We start from the raw sequence: 22,821 nt of genomic DNA on the forward strand, positions 1-22,821 counted from the left end.
GAATTCGCAAAGTGCGCGGGGGGTGGATGCCGGCCGGGCGAATGCGCGCGGGACGCGCAGCCGGGGGAAGGGGGCATGGAAAAATGCGAACTTTCGCCCGCCCGCCCCGCCTCGCCACGCCCGGGTCATCCGCGCAGAGCCACATTGCGCATTGCGGACGCGTAAATGAGATCATTGCGAGCGAAAGCACGCCCGGGTCCCTCGCGGAGGCGACGCCGGCTTCGGAGCGAACGGCCGCTCGTTGCCGAAGAAATCCTCCGTCGGCGCCACGGTGGGCCAATCCCAAGGTGCTTCCGTAGCAGCGGGTCAGGCGCGGCGCCTTCCTCGGAATAACGGTGTCCGGACGCAGTCGTTTTGCCGATCCGTTCCCCTGCCCCGCCCACTACCAGGCTCTCGGCCCGATTGCGCATTCCCCCACAGGCCTCTCATCCTCATCCCAGATCCTGAAAAAGAATGATCGTACAGAGGAACAGAGTCAGACAGAGAAAGCGGGCTGAACCATCATCTTGTTCCTCTGTCTGCTCTGTTCCTCTGTACCCATCAAGGTGTTGTTTTCCGGAGTCCTCCGTGGGATTGTGACGCGGCAGTCAGAAGCCCGGGTGCACGATGGGCCGCGGGACCCGGCATTCCATCCGCCTGCTCCGCCGGATCGGGGGAAAAGAAATCCCGCCCCCCGCGGCACGGCGGGGGGCGGGATCCGGCGTCTCCGAAGGGAAAGCTACAGGCCCACCCAGTAGCTCAGCTTCACCAGCAGCACGTTGCTTCCGTCGCCGTCGAACAGGGTGCGCGCGTTTTCCCAGTCCAGGCGGCTTTCGCTGGTGCGGGCCTGCAGCGCCGTGTTCCACACCACGAACAGGGTGGAGCCCGGCCGGTACTCCCAGCGCACCACCGCGTTGGACCGGAACTGCTGCACCTTGAAGTCGGGGAGCGTCGTCAGCGTGGCCGGGCCGAAGCGGTCGCCGAAGCGCGCGGCCCCGGGGTCGGCCACCTGCATGGGATCGCTGAAGTCGCCCGCGCTCAGGAACGGCTGCGCGTAGTACTGCAGCGACAGGCGGGGCGTGACCGTGTAGTTGAGCCGCGTGGTCAGCGCCACCGTGGTCTGCCGCAGCCGCGAGAAGTAGTAGTGCACCAGGCCGTCGGACTCGCGGCGCTGCCCCACGTACTGCGCCCCCACGCGGTTCAGCGTCACCGACGGGGCCAGCGACAGGTCCCACCGCGGCGACAGGCGCAGCGCCACCGCCGGCGACACCCCCAGCGTGCGCCCGTCCGTCTGGTCCTGCACCGAGCCCGCCGCGTTCACGCTCCACGCCACCCGCCTGCGCCGGTCGCCGTGCACCCCCACCGCCAGCGCCGTGCGCCCGGGGATCACCAGCGACGGGCCGCCGCGCAGCTCCGAGGTGGAGACCCCCGCCTGGTCCCGGTCCAGCTGCACCGCTCCGCCCCAGAAGTTCTTGAGCTCGAACTCCCCCGACAGCGACCCGGCGGTCCCCACGCGCTCCCGCCCGAACGTCCACTGGTTGCGCCCGAACACCCCCACCGACCAGCTGCGGAACCGGCCGCGCGGGCGGAACTGGCTGTAGTCCACCCCGGCGAACAGCTCGGCCCGGTCCGTCTGCTGCTGAAAGCCGAAGTCGTTGATCTCCAGCCCCGGCGAGCGCGCCCGCGCCCCCATCTCCCAGGTCCAGTTTCCGCCGCCCAGCTTTTCGATCTCCAGGTCGGCGATGAAGCCGGTGAGCGAGGTCGCCGCGCTGTCCAGCCCCAGGTGCGGCGCGTCGGGGCGCTGAAAGTAGTGGGTGGAGTTCAGCTGCACCTGCCGCAGCGCCTGCTCGCTCCCCTGGATGTGGCTTCCCACCAGGTACCCGCTCACCTCGTAGTTGCTGGCAAAGCGGTGCCGCCCGTCGACGCCCCCGGTAAGCGCCGACGAGCGCAGGAAGTCCAGCTCGCCGCCGTCCAGCCGGCGGTTCACCAGCGTGGCGATGCCGCCCAGCGCGCTCTGCCCGCCCCGGAAGTCGCGGCTGGCCCGCGCCAGCGAGAACGCGGTCAGCGGCTCCACCGCCACCTGCTCGCGCACCCCGTCCGCCGTCACGTAGCGCGCCTGCTCGCGCCCGGTCACCGCGCTCAGCACCCCCAGCGACCACCCGCTGGCCGTCTTTCCCGACACCTTGGCCGCGCCCAGGATGGTGGTGCCGTCGGGAACGTCGGAGTACAGCGACCCGCCGGGCACCCCCCCGTGCGGCGCCGCGCCGATGCGCCGCGTGTACAGCAGCTGCCCCGACGAGCCGCCCAGGTTGAACTGGAAGATGCGCGCGTCCTGCACGAAGAAGGGGCGCTGCTCCGTGAAGCTGGTCTCGAAGGCGGTCAGGTTCACCTCCGACGGGTCGGCCTCGACCTGGCCGAAGTCGGGGTTCACCGTGGCCGTCAGGGTGAGCGCCGGGGTCAGCGAGTAGCTCAGGTCCAGCCCCATGCTGGCCGAGGGCTCGTGGCGCGAGTAGAAGGGGTCGGCGTCCCGGCCGTCGGCGCGGGTCAGCCGCGTCACCGCGTACGGGCGCAGCTCCAGCCGGGTGGGCGACGAAAGCCCCGCCAGCCCGGTGAGCACCCCGAAGCGCGACACGTACCCCGGCGTGTTGGGGGCCAGCGGCGCCCAGAAGTCCTCTTCTTCGCGCCGCGCCACGACGCGCTGAAAGTTCACCCCCCAGGCGCCCTGCCCGGGGTTGAAGCGCAGCTGCGACAGGGGGATGCGGAACTCGGCGGTCCACCCCGCGGAGTCCGCCACGGCCGACACCTCCCACACCGCGTCCCACTTGGGGTCGGTGGACCCGTCCTCGGCCACGATCCAGTCGCGCTGCACCTCGCGCGGATTGACGCCGAACACGTAGGCCGAGCGGTTGTCGTCGTCGCTGTCCAGCATCACGAACAGCCAGTCGGAGTAGATCCCCGACGCGTCGCGCCGCGCCAGCTGCGCCGCGATGGAATCGGGCGCGTCGGTCATCCGCGCGCCCACGTACAGCGCGCTTTCGGTGTACAGCACCCGCACCTCGGTGGGCGACGGCGCCGCCGCGCCCGCGTTGGGGCGCCGCTGCACGAAGCCCGTGGCCGCCGTCGCCTGCGCCCACGCCGGGTCGTCGAGCCGCCCGTCCAGCGCGGGCGCGGCGCCCGTGATTCGCACGGCCGCCATGGCGGGCGGCGGCGCGGTGTCGCGGGCCGCCGCGGCGCTGGCCGGCGCGGACTGCGCCGCCGCCGCGCCCGCCACGAGCGAACCAAGGGTAAGGACCATTCCAGCGCTGAGACGAACCATGCGTGCCGCTCCTGAGGCGGTGAAAAACGTTCTGGTGGAGGGCGCCGCCGCCCGGCACGGGTGGCGTGCGTCCCGCGTGCGATCGTCCGGCCGATGCCGGGTCCGGGGACGACCCGGTCCCCACGGGGGCGCACGGCCGCCGGACAGGCGGGCGCCGCGCCCCCGCGTTTGCGGGCAGGGCCGGTCGTGTGCCACGAATTTCGGTTTTGGATCCAGGGAGGGCGGGGCGCGGTGCCTTCACCGGTGCGCCCCCTGCCCCGGGAGGGTCGCGGGCGCGGCGGGCGGGAAGCCCGCGCGCCCGCGAAGACCGCCGCTTACGGCTCGCGGTCCGCGCGCAGCAGCCAGTCGCCCGCCTCGCGGCGCACGGCCAGGGTGGGCGCCGTCCGCTCCAGGCGCTCCAGGGCGTCGCGCGCCCCAGGGGCGCCGCTGCGGGCGATCCCCGTCACCGCCTCCTCGCGCACCCGCGGCGACGCGTCGCCCACGGCGGTGCGCTCCAGCAGGGCCAGCGCCTCGCCCGTACGCTGGTGCCGCAGCCAGAAGGCGGCTTCGGCACGCACGCGGGCGTCGGCCTCGGTCTCCAGCACCCGCTGCACGAATCCCAGCGCCTGCGGCCCCGGGCCGTGCAGCGACACCGCCGCCGCGATCTCGCCGCGGACCGAGGGCGCCGACGGGGCGTAGAGCACGTCCAGCAGCCCCAGGCTCTGCGCCTGCGGCGCGGTGCCCAGCCACACCACCGGCGCGCGCTCCAGGCGCACCGGACGGTCGCTGGGGCCGGCGCGCATCACGCGCGGCGGCCCGTCGGCGCCCTCCATCCCGAAGAAGATCGCCACCTCGCCGCCGGCCGGGGCGTCGCCCAGCCGCACCACGCCCGCGCCGCCGCGCGCCACCAGGCCGGCCGGCGTGGTGCCCGAGCCGGGCTGCTGGCCGCGGCCGCTGCCGCTTGCCGGGCCGCGGCCTTCGGTTCCCTGCACCGCGTAGCCGATCCAGTAGCGGCTCCACCCCTCGCGCGCGGCGCGGACCCGCGCCTCGCGCCAGCGCTCCAGCAGCGGCCCCGGCTGCGGCGCGGGGGCCGCCGCCGCGTACTCGGCCACCGGCGGCTCGCCGGCCGAAAGCGAGGTCTGGCCCACGGCCAGGGTGGCCAGCACCAGCACCGCCAGCGCCACCCCCAGCGGGCCGCCGCCCCCCGCCGCGCCCTCCTCGGGGGGCGCAACCAGCCGGCGCACGCGCCGGTACAGCGACCCGCCGTTCAGCGCCGGGGCCAGCCGCGGCGCGGAACCGGCGGCGCACAGCTCCTCGGCGGCCAGCAGGGCGCGGGCGTAGCGGCGCCCGCGGCCCGTGGCGCCCACCACCGCGTCGTCGCAGCAGTGCTCGCGCTCCTCGCGCACCACGGCCGAGAGCCACCACACGGCGGGATGAAAGAAGAGCACCGTCTCCACCGCCGTCTGCAGCAGGTTCACCAGGTAGTCGTGGCGCCGCACGTGGGCCAGCTCGTGCGCCAGGATCAGCTCCACGTCGCGCGGCGACAGCCCGGTCAGCAGCGACGCCGGCACCAGCACCACCGGCTTGAAGGCGCCGATCACCGCGGGCACGTCCACCCGGGTGGAGCCCAGCAGCCGCACCGGGCGGGTGATCCCCATCTCCCGCACCAGGCGCTCCAGCAGCGCGCTCCAGGCGGGGCCCACCTCCACCGTCCAGCGGGTGCGCAGCCGCTGCAGCTGCACCCATCCGCCCACCAGCCGCGCCGAGCCCAGCAGCACCCCGGCGATCCAGGCCAGCACCACCAGCGGAAGCCAGGGCGCCACCCGCTCGCCCGCCCGCGCCAGCAGCCCGCGCACGCCGCTCTCCTCCGCGTCCGTCATCGAGGGAAAGGCGGAGGGGGAGTACGCCGGCCGCGCCGCGCCCGCATCCGCCGGGCTCGCCGTCCGCGCCGGGTACACGGGAGGCGCGGGCGCCGGGGCCGCGGCGGCCCGCGCGGGGGGATCGGCGCGGAGGGCGGAGACGGCGACCGCCACGGGGGCGGCGGCCATCAGCACCAGCCCCGCGCACGCCACCCCGTAGCGCGTGCTGGCCGGGGCGCGGCGCAGGGCGCCCAGCGCGGCGCGCAGCACCACGGCCAGCACCACGCCCTGCCACAGAAAGTGCACCAGGGCCCAGCCGATGGCCTGGAACAGCGGCCCGCGGAACGGCTCAAGCATCGAGATCATCGCCCTCCTCCTCGTCTTCGGCGTCCAGGCGCTCCAGCAGCCGCGCAATGCTCTCGCGCTCGGCCCGGGAGGCCCGCGTGGTGCCCAGCGCGCGCATCATCAGCCGCGCCGCCGAGCCCCCGAACGCGCGTCCCATCAGGTCCTGCACCAGCCGCTCCTGCGTGTGCTCGCGCGGCGCCACGGCGGCGTACACGTGGTTGCGCTGCGCCTCGTCGCGCCGCACCAGCCCCTTCTGGTGCATCAGCTGCAGCATCTTGAGCACGGTGGTGTAGCCCACCGTGCGCTCGGCCGCCAGCCGCTCGGCCACCTGCCGGACCGTGCTGGGGCCCAGCTCCCACAGCACGTTCAGAATGGCGAGCTCGGCGTCGGTGGGGAGGGGCGCTTCCTTGACGGCCATCGGCATCTCCGCATCCAAGTACGAAAGAGTTCGTACGAAGTATGCTCTACACCGGCTTCGCGGTCAAGGGTTTTCTGTGCGGGACCGGTAAGGGGGATGAAAATCCGCGTCGTCACTGTGTTTTTCTCCGCGCCGCCGGTTTCGATCCCCCGCCGCCGTCCCTCGTCCCCGTCTCTTCAGGAGGCCCGGAGCGAATCCGTCCAGGCGAGGAAGTCCTCGCGCTCCGCCGGGGCGATCCCCCAGCGGCGGCCGTCGGGGGCGAACCAGTAGCGCCGCACGGACTCCGGGAGGTCCAGCGCCGCGGCCAGCGCGTCCGGGTCGCGGCGAAACAGGCCGGCGAGGGTGCGGGCCAGCGCCCGGTCGGCCTCCGAGCGCGGCGCCTCGCCCTCTGCCGGGCGGCGCGCCACGGCGACCACCGCGCGGCGGGGGATGTACACGTAGTCCTCGCCGAACACGGGAAGCTCGCCCACCTCGGGATACGTCAGGATCTCGCGGATGGCGTCCTCCAGCTCGTCCACGCCGTGGGGAAAGCCCTGCTCCAGCCCGTACATCCCCATGATGTACCCCAGCGCCAGCTCGCGGGCGCGCCCCTCCCCCGGCGCGCAGACGAAAAGGAAGGGGTCCTGGATCTCGTGCAGGCGCACGTCGCGAAAGCCCGCGCGCAGCAGGTGCGCCGCCATCTGCACCGGGCCGATGTGCGGAAAGTCGTGCCCCGTCTTGCTGCGCCTGTCGACGATGCGGTGAAACCACTGCCCCGCCGGCCCCTCGTCGAAGAAGTCGTGCACCACCACGGTGCCGCCCGGCCTGACCACCGCGAACCCTTCGCGCAGCGCCGCGCCCATGTCGTCGACGTGGTGCGTGCCGTAGGCGAACAGCACCCCGTCGAACGCCCCCTCGTGGAACGAGCGCGACAGCCGCCGCGCGTCCTCGCGGGTGGGAAAGCCCCACGCTCCCGCGCGGGTGAACATGTGCGGCGACACGTCGTTGGTCACCACCAGCGCGTCGCCGAAGGCGGCGGGCGCGCCGAAGCCGGCGCCGGGCTGGTGCCAGGCCGCGCCGGGAAGCCGGGCCAGCCGGGCCAGCGCCTCGGCGGACAGCGGCCGCGCGGGAGACGCGGCCAGCGCGCCCCCCTCGCGCCGCAGCAGGACGGCCGCCGCCGCGCCGGACGCGTCGGCGTCGCCCACGGCCAGCACCCACGCCCCGGGCTCGGCGGCGTGCACCCGGGCGGCGGCGGCGGCCAGGCGGGCGGGAAGCTCGCCCCCCGCGAAGCCGTCCGCGGAGAGGCCGGAATGGCGCACCAGCGCCAGGCGGGGCGCGGCGGCCCCGCGCTCGGCCTGCAGCAGGCGCCACACGTAGCCGTCGCCGCCCAGCACGTCCAGGTACACGCCGCCCCCGCGCGCGCCCACCAGTCCCAGCAGGGTGCGCGCGCCCAGCCAGCGGCTGGCCTGGAATACCTCCATCCCCCGGGTGTACTCGGCCCCGCGGCCGGTAGCGTCGAAGTCGCCGCCCAGGATGTCGCGCCACGCCGCCGCGAAGCCCACCTCGCGGCGCAGCGCCGCCGCCGCCGGCGCCCACGCCCCCGCGTCCATCCGCCGGCGCCACTCGGCCTCCAGCGCCTCCAGCCCGCACGCGTCCAGCGCCGGCACGTCGCCGCGCTCCCACAGCCCGGGAAAGGCCGGCGGCACGCTGGCGGCGCCGTCCCCCCACCCGGCCGCGTCCAGGTGCCCCGCCAGCACCCCCGCGGGGCCGCAGGGCGCGGGGCGCCCGTCGATCAGCTCGTTGAGCGCCCGCGAGTGCTCGCGCACGTAGCCGGGGTCCTCGGCCTCGATCCCCGGAAGCGCCGTCATCGGCACCCCCAGCGCCTCGTGGATCGTCCGCGCCGCGGCCGAAAGCGGACGCGGCTGCTCACCCGTCGGGGCGCCCACGATCCGGGGGATGCTGACCGTGCCGGTGGCGGCACGCGGTCCGGTCTGCGTGTGTGAAGGCATGGTCTGGCCGGAGCGCGTGGGTGGGAGAAGCCGGGGAGCGGGCGCTGTGTGCCGCCGGTGGCACGATGAAACCGGTATGGAGGATGGAGCGTCCGGGACCCGCTCCCGCACGGGTACGGCGGGGCGCGCCACGAGGGGCGGCCCGGACGGGAAACCGACCGGCAGCCGCGCATCAGCGCCGGCGGGCACGGACCCGGTCCGCGCGCCTGGGGATACGCAGAGATTTTTTAGTGTCTGAATCTATAATGACAAGGGACAATCATTTTGGGAAGGCTGCCCCGGCCCGTCGCCCGTTTACGGCCATCGGGACGCGCGCACGACCGGCTCTCCGCCCTTCACCGGCGTGGCCCGGACAGTCCGGATTCCGGCGAAGGGGCTGGCCGGACCGTGGAGCGGCAGGAGACGGCGCCCGGGGTTCGAACGCTCCGGAAACGCTCGGGAAGAGGTGCTTCGACCGGCCGCGCCACCGGCTGGTTCCAGACGGGAAAGGAGTCGAAGCCGGCACCGGGCGCGCGTGGAGGCCGGAGCGAAGCGGCTCCGGCCGGACTCCCGGACGCCGCCGGAAACCGTTGCGCGTGCGGGGGCGAACGCCATGAATGCCGTGGGGACACTCCCCTCCCGGCCGGGTTTCTTTCCCTGACCCGCGGCGGTGCGGCGCCCGCTATGCTTTTCCCGGCGGCGCGATGCGCCGGGCAACCCATCCAGGTCAGGGAGAAAAGAATGAGCACGCCGCCCCAGCCCCGCATCCGATCCCTGGACCGGGAGGAGTGCGAACGGGTCCTTTCGCGGAACCACGTGGGGCGGATGGCCTATGCGTACGGGAACCGCGTCGACGTCGAGCCGCTGCACTACGTGTTCGACGGGGAGTGGCTGTACGGCCGCACCTCGCGGGGCACCAAGCTCATCGTGACCGGCGAGCAGTGGTGGCCGGTGGCGTTCGAGGTGGACGAGGTGGAGGGCCTCTTCCAGTGGCGCAGCGTGGTGGTGCACGGCGGCTTCTACGCCATCGCCCCGGACGGGCCGGAGTGGCGGGAGGCGGCGCGCGGCAGGGGGCTGGAGCTGCTCCGCACGCTACTGCCGGAGACCCTGGCCCCCGGCGACCCGGTCCCCCACCGCAAGGTGCTCTTTCGCATCTCCCTCCAGGAGGTCACCGGGCGCGAAGCCACGCCCGGGGCGCCCGCGGGGAAGCCCTGAGCGCGACGGCTGCGCTTGAGCGCGCGCGGGCGGGCGAGCCACGAGCCGCCCTTTGGCACCGAGCTGCCGCGCCACTACCTGCGCGACCGGGTCTACGGCGCCAGCGACGGCATCATCACCACCTTTCGCGGTGGTGCCGGGCGAGGCGGTGCGCGACTCCGGGATGATCTTTCAGCCCGCTTTCTCTGTCTGACCCTGTTCCTCCGTACGACTGTTCTTTTCCAGGATCTGATACCGGATCCCGCGGTTCATTGTGCACCCGAACTTCTACCGCCGTCTCACGGAAGGCACGGAGAGCACGGAGGAGAAATCTGTCCTCTTGTCTTCCCCATGTCCTCGGTGTGACGCCGAATCCGGGAAAACAACACCTTCATGCGTACAGAGGAACAGAGTCAGACAGAGGAGCGAAGATGACACCCTGGCTCGCTTTCTCTGTCTGACTCTGTTCCTCTGTACGACTGTTCTTTTTCAGGATCTGAGCCGGTACAAGAAGCCGCTGTGGCTGCTTTGGCTCCTGGCCGTTTGAACGTTCGGCTCACGAGAATGCGCTCAGACGCGCGATCTCGACCGGATACATCGAAGCACCCGCGGACCACCGACCTCGGCTCGGCTCCTGGCGTTTTCGATCGGACTCGGGATCTGGCATCCCGATCAGGGGCGGGCACCCCTGCCTTCGGCGATCGGTTCCGGCTGCCACGGTGCTTCGGGGACGTCCACCCGGAGCCAGGACGTGCCCAGGCACACACGGAGAGCGCCCACCACGGGTCGTGGTGGGCGCTCCGCCTGGCTGCGCGCCGGGCAGGACCCGGCATCCCCGACGTACCGGGCCCGTCACTCAGGCCAGCCGTCCAGCCGCTCCGCGCTCCGGATCCTTCCTCCCCACGACGCCGGAAACCCGTGCGTGGGGCCCCCGGCGGGGAAGCAGGCGCTTTCGGGGCTGGATCAGCCCTCGTAGCCCGGGTGCGTGTGCGGCTGCGCCATGGCCACCAGCACCTTGCGCTGGCCCGTGAACGACTCGCGGCCGTGCGCCACCAGCATGTTGTCGCACAGCAGCACGTCGCCCTTTTCCCAGTCGAACAGGATGGTCTCGGCGTCGTACGCGGCGCGCAGGTCCTCCACCGTCTCGTCGTCGATGGGCGAGCCGTCGCCGTAGTAGGTGTTGTTGGGCAGGTCCTCTTCGGCGAACACCGACGTCATCATCTCACGCACCTCTTCGGCCAGCGTGGTGATGTGGAAGAAGGTCGCGTGGTTCATCCACACCGTCTCACCCGTGCGCGGGTGCACCGAGATCGCGGGCCGCACCTGGCGGGTGCGCAGGCCGCCGTCGTCCTTCCACTCCCAGCTGATGTCGTTCTTCCGGCAGTACGCCTCCACGGCGGCCGGGTCGTCGCTCTGGAAGGTGGTCTGCCAGGGAAGCCCGAAGCCCATGCCGAAGTTGCGGACGTACATGTACTTCTCGGCCGCGAAGCGGTCGCGGACCGCGGGATCGATCCGGTTGTAGACGTTGCGCACGTCCGCGATGGGTGTCTGGCCGCCCGTCTCGGACGGGAGCAGGCAGCAGAAGAACAGCCTCAGCGGAAAGCGGGTGGAGTACGAGTGCTCGTTGTGCAGGAAGATGCGGTGCTCGGGAGGAAAGTCGGTCGACGTGTAGACCTTGTCGCCCTCTTCGTGGCGCGGGGACGAGCGCTCCTTGTACTCCAGCAGGTCGCCCGCGACCGCCGCGGCAAAGTCGTGGAAGCCGTCCGTGCTGTCGATGGGAAAGCCGCGGAACAGGATGGCGCCGTGCGTGTGCAGGCGGGCCTCGATGTACTCCTGGTTGGCGCGCGCCCACTCCAGCGCGTCGATCCCCTCCTCCACCGGCCTGATCACCAGCGGCAGGGTCTGTCCCTCGTTGAGCAGCTCTTCGCGGACGGGGCCGTCAAGCTCCATCACGCCGCCCCGGATCTCGGATGCCTGGCTCATGTCTGTGCTCCTGTAAAGACGTTGGATGTCGGGTGGATGCGTACGTGCTCCGGTCGATCGGGGCGCTTCAGCGCGCAGCCGCCGCCGCGGGGCGCTCGGCGTCCCACGGCTGGGGAAAAAAGCCGTCCAGCCGCGTGCCGATGCCCTCGGCGCCGGCGCGCTCGTACACCAGCTGCGCCACGGCCAGGTCCAGCACCCCCAGGCCGAAGGGGCTGAAGATGGTCACGCCGCCGCCGCCCGCGCGGGCCGGGGCGCGGCCGTCCAGCACGTCGGCCAGGGTGCACCGCACGAAGTCGCGGTTGCCGCACGCCTGCTCGGCCAGGTGGATGGAGGTGGCCGCGCGCGCCACGTGGTCCACGTCGTCCACCACGTTGTCGGCGCCCAGGATGATCTCCGGGGCCAGGTCGCGCAGCGAGATGTTCAGGAGGGTCTGCGGGCGCGGGCCCGCGGGAAGCGCCTCCACGTGCGGCGTGCCCGCCGTCGTCCCGAACGCCACGAGCGACGCCGCCGACAGCACCTCGTCCGTGGACCCCGCGATGCGCACGTCCATCATTCCCAGCTCGCGCTCGACCACGGCGCGGAAGTTCTCCGCCCGCTCCATGCTCAGGTCGAACACCACCAGCGACTCCACCCCCGGCAGCGCCGCGCGAAGAAAGCGCACCATCTCCAGCGAGATGGGGCCGCAGCCCACGATCCCCACCCGCGAATGGTCCAGCCCCTCGTGCAGGTGCACGGCCGCCAGCGCCGCGCTGGCCGCGGTGCGCCGGGCGCTGATGAGCGACGCCTCCATGAAGGCGTGCGGGCGGCCGGTGTCGGCCGAGTTCAGGACCAGCGTCGCCGAAGCGCGCTCCATCCCCGCCTGCAGGTTGCGGGGGAACGACGCGATCCATTTGTTCCCCGCCACCCGCAGGCCGCCGCCCACGAACGCGGGAAGCGAGATGACCCGCCCCGACGGGTCGTGCGGAAAGCGCAGGAAGGTGCTGTGGGGCAGGTCGCTGTCGCCCACGCCGTGGGCGCGGTACGCCGCGGCCACCGCGCCCATCACCTCGTCCTCGCGCCCGTCCAGCAGCTCCCTGACCTCTTCGCCCCGCAGGAGCAGAATTCCGTTCATGTCCACGCTGCCACCCTCTCGTCGTCGGTTTCCCACAGGTGAGACACGTCGCCGAAGGTGTGGAAGACCCACTCGTCGGAGAAGACCGTGTCGATGTAGCGCTCCCCGCGGTCGCTGAAGACCAGGACGCACAGGGCGCCATCGGGAAGCTCGTGCTGCATGCGCTCGAAGGCGTTGTAGACGCCGCCGGCGCTTCCTCCCACCAGCATGGCCTCGCGCCGGGCCACCTTACGGCACCCCACCACGCAGTCCAGGTTGGTGACGTGCACCTGCGCGTCGGCCAGGCCGGGACGCAGCAGCCCCGGCATCAGCCCCGAGCCCAGCCCGGGGATGATGCGCCTGGCCGTGGGGCCGCCGAAGATCACGCTTCCCAGCGCGTCCACGGCCACCACCCGGGTGCTCATTCCCTCGTCGCGAATGTAGTCGGCGCAGCCGCGCAGGGTGCCGCAGGTGCTGGTGGCGCAGAACACGTAGTCCACCTCGCCCTCCAGCTCGGCCGCGATCTCGCGCATGGTGCCGTCGCGGTGCGAGGCGCTGTTGGCCTCGTTGCTGAACTGGTCGGGCCAGAACCCGCTCTCGACCGACGCCACGATCTCGCGCACCCGGCGGATGCGGGCGGGGAGGTACTCGCCCGTCTCGGGGTCCGGGTGCTCCACCACCTCGACCTCGGCGCCGTAGGCGCGCAGCAGGGCGATGTGCGGCCCGGTGGTGCGCGGGTCCACCACGCACACGAAGCGCAGCCCGAGGTAGCTGCACGCCTGGGCCAGCCCGATCCCCATGTTCCCCGAGCTGCTCTCCACCACCACGGTGCCCGGGCGGATGTGCCCCGCGGCGATCCCGGCGCGGATGATGTTCAGGGCCGGCCGGTCCTTGGCGCTGCCGCCGGGGTTGAGCCCCTCCAGCTTGGCGTAGACCTTGAGCCGGCCGCCGCCCACGCCGCGCAGGCTGACGAGCGGGGTGTGCCCCACGGCGCTCAGCACGCCCTCGTCCGTGCGCGGCAGGTCGCTCCCGGGGGCAAAGGACCGGGTGCGGAACGCCACGTCCGGCGGAAGTTCAAAATACGGCTTCATGCGTTCTCTCTCGGAGGCAGGCGTGAGGCGTCCTGGTCAGGGCGCATGCGAGGGTTCACCGTTCTGGGGGCCGGCCACGCACCACTCCAGCACCGCCATGGCGCTGTACAGCTTGTTCTCCGCCTGGCGAAACGCGATGCTCTGCGCGCCGTCCAGCACGTCGGCGTGCACCTCTTCGCCGCGCACGGCGGGAAGGTCGTGCATGAAGACGGTGCCGCCCTCCGGCCTGGACACGCGCGCCATGAGCCCGGGCGTCACGGCGAAGGGGGCAAAGCGCTCGCGCCAGTCCTCGTGCGGCTTGCTGCTCCCCGTGGTCTGCCAGCGGGTGGTGTAGACCACGTCCACGCCCTCCGGCGCCATCGACGCGTCGTGGAACTCCTCGATGGCCGCGCCGTAGCCCGCCGCCGTGGCCCGCGCGCGCTCCATCACGATCGGCGGAACGCCGTACTCGGGGGGCGTGAGCAGGGTGAGCCGGGCGCCCGGCACCTTCGCCAGCGCCAGGGCCAGCGCGGCGGCGCTGTTGTTTCCTTCGCCCATGTACAGCACGTGCAGCCCGTCCAGGCGGCCAAAGTGCTCCTTCATGGTGGTAAGGTCGGCCAGCGCCTGGCTGGGGTGCTCCAGGTCGGCCATGGCGTTTACCACCGACATGGACGTCTGGCCGGCCAGGACCTCCATCTCGCGCTGGTCCTCGGCGGTGCGCACCACCAGGGCGTCCAGGAATCCGCTCAGCACGCGGCTGGTGTCCTCGAGGGTCTCGCCCGTGTTGGTCTGCAGGTCTGCCGGACCGTACGAGATGACGTCCGCCCCCAGCTTCTGTGCGCCCACCGTGAACGAGGTGCGGGTGCGGGTGCTGGTCTTGCGGAACCAGATGCCCACGCACTTGCCGTTCAGCGTGCGGATGCCGCCGGGGGTGGCGCGCATCTGGATCCCGCGGTCCACCAGGTAGTTCAGCTCGTCCGGGAGCAGGTCGCCCACCGAGATCAGGTGCCTCTTCGACATCGTTCTATCCTTGTGTTTCGACTGCCGCGGCGCGCGCCCTGCGGCGGCCGCGTATGTGGTTCGGCCCCCACCCGGGACCGGGGTCTTTCGCTCGGTTCCGCCGCGAACGCGAACTTGTGTCGGCATTCGTAAGCGGGGTGGGACAATCCCGTCCCGGGCCGGCGCGCCATCCGCGTCCGCCGCCTGGTCCTTCCCGCCACGTCCCGCGGGCGCGGGCTACGCCGCCGCCCGCGCCCTTCCCGCCGTCACGGCGCTTCGCCCACGCCGTCCGCGGCCATGGCGGAGCCGCCCACACGGGTGCCGCCGGGGCGGCGGATGGGGGCGCGGAACGAGTAGACGCGCAGGGGGACGCCGCGGGCGTGGGCCAGCCGCGCCGCGCCGGCGTGCAGCACGTGCGCCCCGCCCTCGGCCAGCGCCAGCATCTCCTCGTGCGTCAGGTCGGTGTAGCGCTCGGCCCCCGCGTCCATCCGGGGATCGGCCGCGTACACCGCGTCCACGTCGGTGACGATGTGGCAGGGGGCCCCGCCCAGCGCCGCCGCCACCGCCACGGCGGTGATGTCGCTGCCGCCGCGCTCCAGCGTCACCAGCTCGCCGTCTTCGCGCTCGCCCTGGAACCCGGCGATCACGGGGACGACGCCGTCGGCCAGCAGCGCCCGCAGCCGGGACGCGCGCACCTCGCGGATGCGCCCCCCGCCGAACGGGCCCACCACCGAGACGCCCGCCTCGCCGCCGCGCAGCGCGGTGGCGCGGACGCCCAGCGCGCACAGCCCCGCGGCCATCAGCCCGGCCGAAAGCTCCTCGCCGGTGGCCACGGCGCGGTCCACCTCGCGCTCGCCGCCCTCGGGGCGGGGGCCGCCGCACACCGCGTTCACCCAGCGCAGGATGTGGTCGGTGCGGTGCCCCATGGCGCTCACCACCACCACCACCGCGTGCCCGGCGCGGGTGTACGCCGCCACCCGGCGCGCCGCGCGGCGCATGCGGGCCGGCGTGCCCACCGAGGTGCCTCCGAACTTCACCACCAGCGGCCGGGCCGGGCCGCGGTACAGGTGCAGCGCCGCCACCACGCGGGTCACACCCATTGGACCTCGCCCGCCGCGGGCGCGGACGCCGCCTCCAGGTCCCGCGAAACCGCCTCTTCCAGCGCCGCCTCGATGCGCGACAGCCCCAGCTCCAGCAGGCCGTCGGGGATGGTGAGGGGCGGGATGAGCTTGAGCACCTCGTCGCTGGGCCCCGCCGTCTCCACGATCACGCCGCGCGCGAACGCGCCGGCGCTGATGCGCGACGCCATGTCGTGGTCGGCGAAGCGGATCCCCAGGATCATCCCGCGGCCCACCACCGTGGCGCCCAGCGCGGGGTGCGCGTCGGCCCACGACTGCAGCCGGGCGCGGATGAGGCCGCTCTTCTCGGCCACGGCGCGCGTGAGCCCGTCGTGCTCCCAGTAGTCCAGCGTGGCCGCCGCGGTGACGAACGCCAGGTTGTTGCCGCGGAAGGTGCCGTTGTGCTCGCCCGGGCTCCACACGTCCAGCTCGGGGCGGATGAGCACCAGCGCCATCGGCAGCCCGATCCCGCTGATGGACTTGGAGAGGCACACCAGGTCCGGCGTGATGCCGGCCGGCTCGAACGAGAAGAAGGGGCCCGTGCGGCCGCACCCGGTCTGGATGTCGTCCACGATGAGCAGCACGCCGTGCGCGCGGCACAGCTGCTCCAGCCGGCGCAGCCACGCCCAGCCGGCCACCTTTACCCCGCCCTCGGCCTGCACCGTCTCCACGATCACGGCGGCGGGAAGCTCCACCCCGGCGCCGGAGTTGCGCAGCATGGCCTCGAACACGTCCAGCGTGTCCATCCCCGGCCCCAGGTCGCCGTCGTACGGCAGCGACACGGTGTCGTGCAGGGGAACGCCGGCGCCGCGGCGCTTGGCGGCGTTGCCGGTCACGGCCAGCGCGCCCAGCGTCATCCCGTGGTACGCGTTGGCGAAGAACGCCACCGTGCGGCGCCCCGTGGCCTTGCGGGCCAGCTTGAGCGCGGCCTCCACGGCGTTGGTCCCCGTGGGCCCGGGAAACTGCACGCGGTACTCCAGCCCGCGCGGCTTCAGGACCACGGCGTCGAAGCGCTCCAGGAAGGCGCGCTTGGCGGCCGTGGCCAGGTCGAGCCCGTGCACGATGCCGTCGCCGGCCAGGTACTCCACCACCTTCTGCTTGAGAAAGGAGGGGTTGTGGCCGTAGTTGAGCGTCCCCGCGCCGGCGAAGAAGTCCACGTACTCGCGGCCGTTCTCGTCCGTCAGCAGCGCGCCGCTGGCGCGGGTAAAGACGACGGGGAACGCGCGGCAGTAGCTGCGGACGGCCGACTCGAGCGCGTCGAAGGTCTGCAGCCCCTCGCGGGCCGGCGGCGAGGCGGGGCGGACGCCGCGAAGGCCGTCCGTCCGGCGGATCAGTCGATTGTCTTCCATGGCCTGCCCCTGCAAGTGCGGATGTGGCGGATGGGTGATGGGATGGGCGCTCACACGGCCTCCAGCGCCAGGGCCGCGGGGACGTAGTCGCCGGGGGCGCCGTCGTACGCGACGCCGCCGTTCTCGAGCCGCACGATGCGGTCGGCCGCGGCGTAGTACCGGTCGTCGTGGCTGATGGCGATGACCGTCTTGCCGGCCGCGCGCAGCTCGGGAAGGAGCTGGGTGTAGAACACGTCCTTGAAGACGGGGTCCTGGTCCGCGGCCCACTCGTCGAACAGGTAGATGGGGCGGTCTTCCAGGTACGCGCCCAGCAGCGCCAGCCGCTTGCGCTGGCCGGTGGACAGGTCGGTGGTGCTGAGCCTGCCCTCGCGCACCTGCACCTTGTGCTGCAGGTGCAGCCGGCGCAGGTACGCCTGCGCGCGCTGGTCCAGCTCCGGCGACGCCATCCCCATCAGCTCGTCGAAGAGGTAGAAGTCGCTGAACACCACCGAGAAGTGCTGGCGGTAGCGGTCGCGCTCCTCGTCGGTCACGGCGCGGCCGTCCAGCCGGATCTCGCCGCTCTCCGGGGCGTAGATGCCCAGCAGGATCTTGGCGAGCGTGGTCTTGCCGCTGCCGTTGCCGCCCACGATGAACACCAGCTCGCCGGGGACGAACGACAGGTTGATGGGCCCCATCTGGAAGGCCTCGTCCTCCTGCTCGCGCCAGTAGGCGTGGGTGACGTCCACCATCTCCAGCGAGCGCCAGGCGTTGCCCGGCACCACGGGGGTGTGCTCGCCCGTGTCGCCGCCGCGGGCCGTGAGGTCGGCCGTGAGCTGCTCCACCTTCTTGATGGCCACGGCCGACTGGCTGAGCACCGGGAGGCCGTTGTTCAGCGCTTCGACCGGGGTGCGCAGCATGAGCACCGCGAGCACGTAGCTGCTGAGCACCGCGGGCTCCACCTGGATGAAGCGCGGGGTGACGAACAGGAACAGGCCGATGGCCAGGAAGAACAGCATCTCGCTCCAGGTGGCCAGCCACGCCAGCGCCACGTCGCTGTGCCGGATCTCGCGGCGGTGGCGGCGCGAGGTGGCGTCGAACTCGGCCATGAACTGGTCGCGGCGGGCGCCGTGCATCTTGAGCTCCTTGGTGCCCTCGATCACCGCGCGCAGCCCCTGGAACACCTTGTCGTACAGCTCGCGCCCCAGCGCCGTCTTCTCCACGGCGCGGTTGAGCGCCCAGTTGAAGCTCACCCACCCCAGCGCCGTCACGGCCAGCAGCACGGGAAGCAGGGGCCAGGCGAGCCACCACAGGTACACCACGAAGCCCACCACCACGGCAAGGTGCATCATCAGCTGCGGCATGAGCACCACCGCGCCGGCGATCTGCCCCACGTCGGTGGAAAGCCCCGCCATCAGCTTGGCGCGCCCCAGCTCTTCGAGGTGGCGCATGGGGGTGGCCAGAATGCGGCGGCACAGGTCGACGCGCAGCACGTAGAAGCTGTGCTCGGTAAGCCGCAGCAGCAGCACCTGCGAAACGAACCGCAGGGCGGGACGCAGGATGACCAGGGCCACGAAGGCCCACATCAGGGCGGCGGAGGGGGGCCCTCCCCGGCTGATCAGCGCGTTGATCACGCCGACCAGCCCAGCCATCGCCAGACCGCTGGCCAGCCCTGTCCCGATCACCCCCCAGAGGGTGAGCCTGGACATGCGGATGCCTCGCGACATCCCCAGCAGGTACCTGGCGACATTCACCATTTGCAGCATGGACCGCTTTCGGTTCGAGTGGGGCGGGCCCCGCGGCGGCCGGGGGAGGCCGTCGCGGGGCTTGCCGGCTACGGGTGGGCGGTCAGGCCGCGGCGCCCGCCAGGGCGTCTTCTTCCATCCGGCGGCGCAGCGACAGCGGGCGCATGTCCGTCCACACCTCTTCGATGAAGGCCAGGCACTCGGCCCGGGTGCCGCGCTTGCCGGCCTCGGTCCACCCGGCCGGCGGGTCGCCGCCGGCCAGCCAGATGCTGTACTGCTCTTCGTGGTTGATCACCACGGTGTACTCGCGCGTGTCCTCGGTCTCGTCGCTCATCGTTCGTCTCGGTCCGGTCAGGAAGAAAGGGATGGGGGTCGGGTGGCCGTGTTCAGTCCGCCGCGGCCGTCCGGGCCGTGGCGAGGGGGGCGGCCAGGTGCGTCTCCACGGCGCGGGCAAGCACCCGCACGTGGGGTTCGGCGAACATGGTGTGGTGCGTGCCGGGGACGTTCACCACGTCCACGGGTCCTTCGGCCAGCGCGTCCCACCCGTAGGCGGGGGTCGCCGCGGCGTCCAGGTACGACTGCGCCAGCTCCGGGAACGCGGTGTCCAGCTCCACCTCGCCCGCGCGGAACAGCGTGGCCGCGACCGGCGCGGGGGTCCACCCGTACTCCAGGATCCCCCGGGTGCGCGCCACCCGGATCTCCAGGTAGGCGTCCACGCGGTCGGGAGGGACGTGGGCCGGGTACAGCTGCTCGACGGCGATCCCCTGCCGCTCCGCCACGAGCTTCAGCTGCGCGTGGATGTCCAGCCCCCGCAGCTCGTCCGGGGTGACGACGGGGCTGCCGTCCCTGACCAGGCGCGAGCCGTGAAAGAGCAGGCTGAGCCGGAACAGGGTGGCGTCCACCGTCCCCAGCGCGGGGCCGGTGACGGGAAGGCGGCAGTCCAGGAGAAGGACGCGCTCCACGTCGGCGCCGCGGGCGGCCAGCTGGCGGGCGGCCTCGAAGGCCACCAGCCCGCCGAACGACCACCCCGCGAGCAGGTACGGCCCGTCGGGAAAGCGTTCGGTGATGGCGTCCACGTAGCGCGCCGCCATCTCTTCGATGCGCACCAGCGGCGCGCGGCCCAGCTCGAAGTCCAGCGCCTGCAGGCCGTAGACGGGGCGCTCGGGGTCCAGGTGCCGCGCCAGCTCGCGGTAGCACAGCACCGTCCCCTCGCCCGGGTGGACGCAGAACAGCGGGGCCAGGGCGCCGCCGCCCGCGCGGATCTCCACCAGGTGGCCGGGGGCCGACTCCGCGCCGCCCTCGCCCAGGAGCGCGGCCACGCCCTCCACCGTGCCCGCGCCGATCAGCGCGGCCAGCGGCAGGCGGCGTCCGAACTCCTTCTGGATGCGCGACATCAGCCGCACGGCCAGGAACGAGTTGCCGCCCAGGTCGAAGAAGTCGTCCGTCACGCCCACGCCGGGGCGGTTCAGCACGGACCGCCACACCTCGGCCAGCGACGCCTCCACGGGGGTGCGGGGCGCCACGTGGGGGCGCGGCGCGGCGGCGCGTGCCTGGGCCGGGTCCGGCAGCGCGCGCAGGTCGATCTTGCCGTTGGGCGTCAGCGGCAGGCGGGCGAGCGAGACGAAGTCCGCGGGGACGAACGGCTCCGGCAGCCGCCCGCGCAGGTGGACGCGCAGGGCGTCCGCGTCCATCTCCGCGCCCTCCGCCGGCACCACGTACGCGACGAGCCGGACGCCGCCGTCCTCCTCGCGCGGGAGGACGCGGGCCGTGGCGACCGTGGGGTGGTCGGCCAGCGCGGCCTCCACCTCGCCCGGCTCCACGCGCCAGCCGTTGACCTTTACCTGGTGGTCCAGGCGGCCCAGGAACTCCAGCCGGCCGTCCGCGCGCCAGCGGGCGCGGTCGCCGGTGCGGTACATCCGCGCGCCGCCGGCGGCCGAGAACGGATCGGGGACGAAGCGCCCGGCCGTCAGCGCGGGGCGGCCCAGGTAGCCGCGGGCCACGGTGCCGCCGCCCACGTGCACCTCGCCGGGAACGCCGGCGGGGACGGGACGCCCCTCCGTGTCCAGCAGGTAGACGCGCGCACCCGGGAGGGGCCGGCCCAGCGCCGGACGCCCCTCGTCCTCCCCCGCCAGCTCGCCCGCCACCACGCCGACCGTGGTTTCCGTCGGGCCGTAGTGGTTGAAGACGCGCAGCCCGGGAGCGAGACGATGGACGCGCTCGACGAGCTCCGCCTCGGCCGACTCGCCGCCCAGCACCAGCCGCAGCCGGGGAAGGGCGCGCTCCGGGGAGGCGCCTTCCAGCAGCAGCCGCAGGTGCGAGGGCACCACCTTCAGGCAGCCGATGGAGTGCCGTGCCGCGTACTCCGCCCACGCCTCGGGGTCGGTGGCGCGGCGCTCGCCGACCAGGTGCAGCGTTCCGCCCAGGCACAGCGCGGGAAAGAGCATGGTGGCGCCCAGGTCCGCGGCCAGCGTGCTGACCACGGCGTACTGCGCGCCCCCCGGCAGCTCCAGCGCGGCGGACGCCGCGCGGACGTAGCGGGCCAGGGCGCGGTGCTCGATCACCGTTCCCTTGGGCCGCCCCGTGGTGCCGGAGGTGTAGATGACGTACGCCGCGTTTTCCGGCCGCGCCGCCCGCACCGGAACGTCCTCGCCCGCCGGGCGCGCCGCATCCACCGGGTCCGCGCCGCCGACGAGAAGCGCGCGGCAGCCGGCCCCGGCGGCCAGGTCCGCGCGGGCGGCGTCGGTCAGCAGCACGGCGGCGCCGGAATCGCGCAGCATGTACGACAGCCGCTCGCGGGGATACGCGCCGTCCAGCGGCACGTACGCGCCGCCCGACGCCATCACCGCCAGCATGGCGACCACGGCGTCGCCGGTGCGGTCCAGCAGGATGCCGGCGCGCACCTCGGGCCCCACCCCCGCGGCGCGGAGGCGCGGCGCGAGGGCGCGGACGCGCTCGGCCAGCTCGCCGTAGGTCATCACGCCGTCTTCCCAGCGGATGGCCTCGCGGCCGGGGTCCGCCGCGGCGGCGTCCAGGATGCGGGCCAGGACGGTCTCGCCCTCGCCCGCCTCGTTGGGCCCGCCGGCGGCGAGGCCCTGGAGGACGAAGGACCGCTCGCGCGCCCCCATCACCGGCAGCGCGCCGACCGTGGTCTCCGCGTTCGCCGCGGCGCCGTGCAGCACCGACGCCACCTGCTCCGCCAGCCGCTCCGCCGCCTCGGCGGACAGGTGGGCGGGGTCGACGAGGAGCCGCGCGTCCAGCCGCGGCCCGTCCACGGTGCAGAGGAGGGCGGCGCGGAACGGCTCCGTGCACGCCAGCGCCTCGCGGACGCTCCACTCGATGCCGCCGGCGTGGACGGCGGACGGAAGCGGCTGCCAGGCAAAGCCCAGCGGCGCCACCGGCTCGTCGCCGTGCGGTGCGTCGAAGGCGTCCTGCCACCGCTCCGCCTCGGCCAGCGCGCGGCCCACCGCCTTCGCCAGCGCGGCGACGGTCGTCTCCGCGGCGACGTCCACCGAAACCGGCAGCTGCCGCGCGAACGGACCCAGCGCGCCGCGCATCTCCTCGAAGCCGCGCCCGTCGAACGACGCCGCGAGCCGGACCTCCGGCTGCGCCGTCAGGCGGTGCACCAGCGCCGTCCACGCCGCCATGGCGAAGGTCGGCGCGGGAACGCCGGCCGCCTCCGCCGCGGCCGTCAGCCGGGCCAGCAGCTCCGCATCCACCGGCACCGGCACCAGCCGCGGCGCGGTGCCGCCGCCCGCCGCGGCGGGCGACTCCATCGGCAGGCGCCAGGCGGCGCGGGCGGACGCCAGGCGCTGCTTCCAGTGCCGGCGCCCCTCGGCCGCCTCGTCGGAATCGAGGAACTCGTTCACCCACTCGGCCACGTCGGCGAACTGCACCTCGTCCTCCCCGCCGTCCGGCGTGCCGGCGTACGCCGCGGCCAGCCGCGCCGCCAGCATTCCCAGCGAGGCCGCGTCGGCCAGCGCCGCGGGAAGGTCAACGCGCAGCAGGTGCCCGCCGCCGGCCAGGCGATGGAGCGCGGCGCGCACCAGCGGCGGCTCGGCGGCGTCCACCGGCCGCGACAGCGCCGACGCCGCCCACTCGCCCACGCGGCGGCGCACCTCGGCGGGCGAAAGCTCCCGCCAGTCGGCGTCCGCCGCCCACGACGGGGCGTCGGCGCCGATCACCTGCAGCGGCACGCCGCTGCGGGGGTCGCGCACCAGCCGGGTGCGCAGCACCTCGGCGCCCGCCACCACGGCCGCCAGCGCCGCGCGCAGCCGGTCCGCGTCCAGCGCGCCGTCCAGGGCCAGGGCAAGGCAGGCGCCCTGCCCCGCCCCGCCGCGGGCGCGCCCCACGGCCAGCGCCCGCCGCTGCTGCGGCGACGGACGAAAGCCCTCGATCACTGCCTGCACGGGAGACGCTCCGTCCAGAGGGGAGGGG

14 protein-coding genes are annotated in these 22,821 nt (G+C 73.6%); 1 reads left to right on the forward strand and 13 read right to left on the reverse strand.

Going from position 1 to position 22,821, the window contains the following annotated elements; genetic code table 11:
* Positions 1-718: 718 nt before the first annotated feature.
* The 4 genes from VGC13_RS20935 to VGC13_RS20950 all read right to left on the reverse strand — a co-directional run bounded on the left by VGC13_RS20935 (position 719) and on the right by VGC13_RS20950 (position 7,884).
* Positions 719-3,295 carry a DUF5916 domain-containing protein gene (locus tag VGC13_RS20935; RefSeq protein WP_331127233.1) on the reverse strand — a complete coding sequence of 859 codons (2,577 nt, stop codon included), beginning with the start codon at positions 3,293-3,295 and terminating at the stop codon, positions 719-721.
* Between the two features lie 314 nt (positions 3,296-3,609).
* Positions 3,610-5,499 carry a M56 family metallopeptidase gene (locus tag VGC13_RS20940; protein ID WP_331127234.1) on the reverse strand — a complete coding sequence of 630 codons (1,890 nt, stop codon included), beginning with the start codon at positions 5,497-5,499 and terminating at the stop codon, positions 3,610-3,612.
* Positions 5,483-5,896, reverse strand: coding sequence for a BlaI/MecI/CopY family transcriptional regulator (locus tag VGC13_RS20945; protein ID WP_331127235.1), 414 nt, complete (start codon positions 5,894-5,896; stop codon positions 5,483-5,485). Before VGC13_RS20945 ends, VGC13_RS20940 begins: the two co-directional genes overlap by 17 nt.
* A gap of 176 nt (positions 5,897-6,072) precedes the next feature.
* A complete protein-coding gene (locus VGC13_RS20950) occupies positions 6,073-7,884 on the reverse strand; it encodes a class I SAM-dependent methyltransferase (protein ID WP_331127236.1) in 1,812 nt (603 codons plus the stop codon).
* Positions 7,885-8,604: 720 nt separating this feature from the next.
* Here VGC13_RS20950 and VGC13_RS20955 point away from each other — a divergent pair.
* The gene (locus tag VGC13_RS20955; protein ID WP_331127237.1) at positions 8,605-9,078 is read left to right on the forward strand and encodes a pyridoxamine 5'-phosphate oxidase family protein; all 474 of its coding nucleotides are present in this window, start codon (positions 8,605-8,607) and stop codon (positions 9,076-9,078) included.
* Between the two features lie 942 nt (positions 9,079-10,020).
* On the opposite strand, the gene VGC13_RS20960 is transcribed toward VGC13_RS20955, so the two are convergent.
* The 9 genes from VGC13_RS20960 to VGC13_RS21000 form a co-directional block, all read right to left on the reverse strand.
* Positions 10,021-11,040 carry a TauD/TfdA family dioxygenase gene (locus VGC13_RS20960; RefSeq protein WP_331127238.1) on the reverse strand — a complete coding sequence of 340 codons (1,020 nt, stop codon included), beginning with the start codon at positions 11,038-11,040 and terminating at the stop codon, positions 10,021-10,023.
* Between the two features lie 67 nt (positions 11,041-11,107).
* Entirely contained in the window at positions 11,108-12,151 is a 1,044-nt protein-coding gene (gene sbnB / locus VGC13_RS20965; protein ID WP_331127239.1) for a 2,3-diaminopropionate biosynthesis protein SbnB, read from the reverse strand.
* A complete protein-coding gene (sbnA, locus tag VGC13_RS20970) occupies positions 12,148-13,221 on the reverse strand; it encodes a 2,3-diaminopropionate biosynthesis protein SbnA (RefSeq protein ID WP_331127240.1) in 1,074 nt (357 codons plus the stop codon). The genes sbnB and sbnA overlap by 4 nt, the downstream gene beginning before the upstream one ends.
* 36 nt (positions 13,222-13,257) lie before the next feature.
* Positions 13,258-14,220: a hypothetical protein gene (locus tag VGC13_RS20975; RefSeq protein WP_331127241.1), complete on the reverse strand. Its 963-nt coding sequence runs from the start codon at positions 14,218-14,220 to the stop codon at positions 13,258-13,260.
* 245 nt (positions 14,221-14,465) lie between these two features.
* Complete coding sequence (locus VGC13_RS20980) at positions 14,466-15,299, reverse strand: hypothetical protein (protein ID WP_331127242.1); 834 nt, start codon at positions 15,297-15,299, stop codon at positions 14,466-14,468.
* The gene (ectB, locus tag VGC13_RS20985) at positions 15,290-16,666 is read right to left on the reverse strand and encodes a diaminobutyrate--2-oxoglutarate transaminase (protein ID WP_331127243.1); all 1,377 of its coding nucleotides are present in this window, start codon (positions 16,664-16,666) and stop codon (positions 15,290-15,292) included. The genes VGC13_RS20980 and ectB overlap by 10 nt, the downstream gene beginning before the upstream one ends.
* 50 nt (positions 16,667-16,716) lie before the next feature.
* Positions 16,717-18,408, reverse strand: coding sequence for a cyclic peptide export ABC transporter (locus VGC13_RS20990; protein WP_331127244.1), 1,692 nt, complete (start codon positions 18,406-18,408; stop codon positions 16,717-16,719).
* A gap of 82 nt (positions 18,409-18,490) precedes the next feature.
* Positions 18,491-18,721, reverse strand: a complete 231-nt coding sequence (locus VGC13_RS20995; RefSeq protein ID WP_331127245.1) for an MbtH family protein — start codon at positions 18,719-18,721, stop codon at positions 18,491-18,493.
* A gap of 52 nt (positions 18,722-18,773) precedes the next feature.
* Complete coding sequence (locus VGC13_RS21000) at positions 18,774-22,793, reverse strand: amino acid adenylation domain-containing protein (protein WP_331127246.1); 4,020 nt, start codon at positions 22,791-22,793, stop codon at positions 18,774-18,776.
* Positions 22,794-22,821 lie beyond the last annotated feature (28 nt).

The organism is Longimicrobium sp. (assembly GCF_036399255.1).
GTDB lineage: Bacteria > Gemmatimonadota > Gemmatimonadetes > Longimicrobiales > Longimicrobiaceae > Longimicrobium.

Bases quoted from the DNA above. Each gene is read 5' to 3' on its own strand.
- VGC13_RS20955 (WP_331127237.1), top strand. From the start codon at position 8,605: ATGAGCACGCCGCCCCAGCCCCGCATCCGATCCCTGGACCGGGAGGAG.
- sbnA (WP_331127240.1), bottom strand. From the start codon at position 13,221: ATGAAGCCGTATTTTGAACTTCCGCCGGACGTGGCGTTCCGCACCCGG.
- VGC13_RS20950 (WP_331127236.1), bottom strand. From the start codon at position 7,884: ATGCCTTCACACACGCAGACCGGACCGCGTGCCGCCACCGGCACGGTC.
- VGC13_RS20940 (WP_331127234.1), bottom strand. From the start codon at position 5,499: ATGATCTCGATGCTTGAGCCGTTCCGCGGGCCGCTGTTCCAGGCCATC.
- ectB (WP_331127243.1), bottom strand. From the start codon at position 16,666: ATGGAAGACAATCGACTGATCCGCCGGACGGACGGCCTTCGCGGCGTC.
- sbnB (WP_331127239.1), bottom strand. From the start codon at position 12,151: ATGAACGGAATTCTGCTCCTGCGGGGCGAAGAGGTCAGGGAGCTGCTG.
- VGC13_RS20980 (WP_331127242.1), bottom strand. From the start codon at position 15,299: ATGGGTGTGACCCGCGTGGTGGCGGCGCTGCACCTGTACCGCGGCCCG.
- VGC13_RS20990 (WP_331127244.1), bottom strand. From the start codon at position 18,408: ATGCTGCAAATGGTGAATGTCGCCAGGTACCTGCTGGGGATGTCGCGA.
- VGC13_RS20960 (WP_331127238.1), bottom strand. From the start codon at position 11,040: ATGAGCCAGGCATCCGAGATCCGGGGCGGCGTGATGGAGCTTGACGGC.
- VGC13_RS20935 (WP_331127233.1), bottom strand. From the start codon at position 3,295: ATGGTTCGTCTCAGCGCTGGAATGGTCCTTACCCTTGGTTCGCTCGTG.
- VGC13_RS20975 (WP_331127241.1), bottom strand. From the start codon at position 14,220: ATGTCGAAGAGGCACCTGATCTCGGTGGGCGACCTGCTCCCGGACGAG.
- VGC13_RS20945 (WP_331127235.1), bottom strand. From the start codon at position 5,896: ATGGCCGTCAAGGAAGCGCCCCTCCCCACCGACGCCGAGCTCGCCATT.
- VGC13_RS20995 (WP_331127245.1), bottom strand. From the start codon at position 18,721: ATGAGCGACGAGACCGAGGACACGCGCGAGTACACCGTGGTGATCAAC.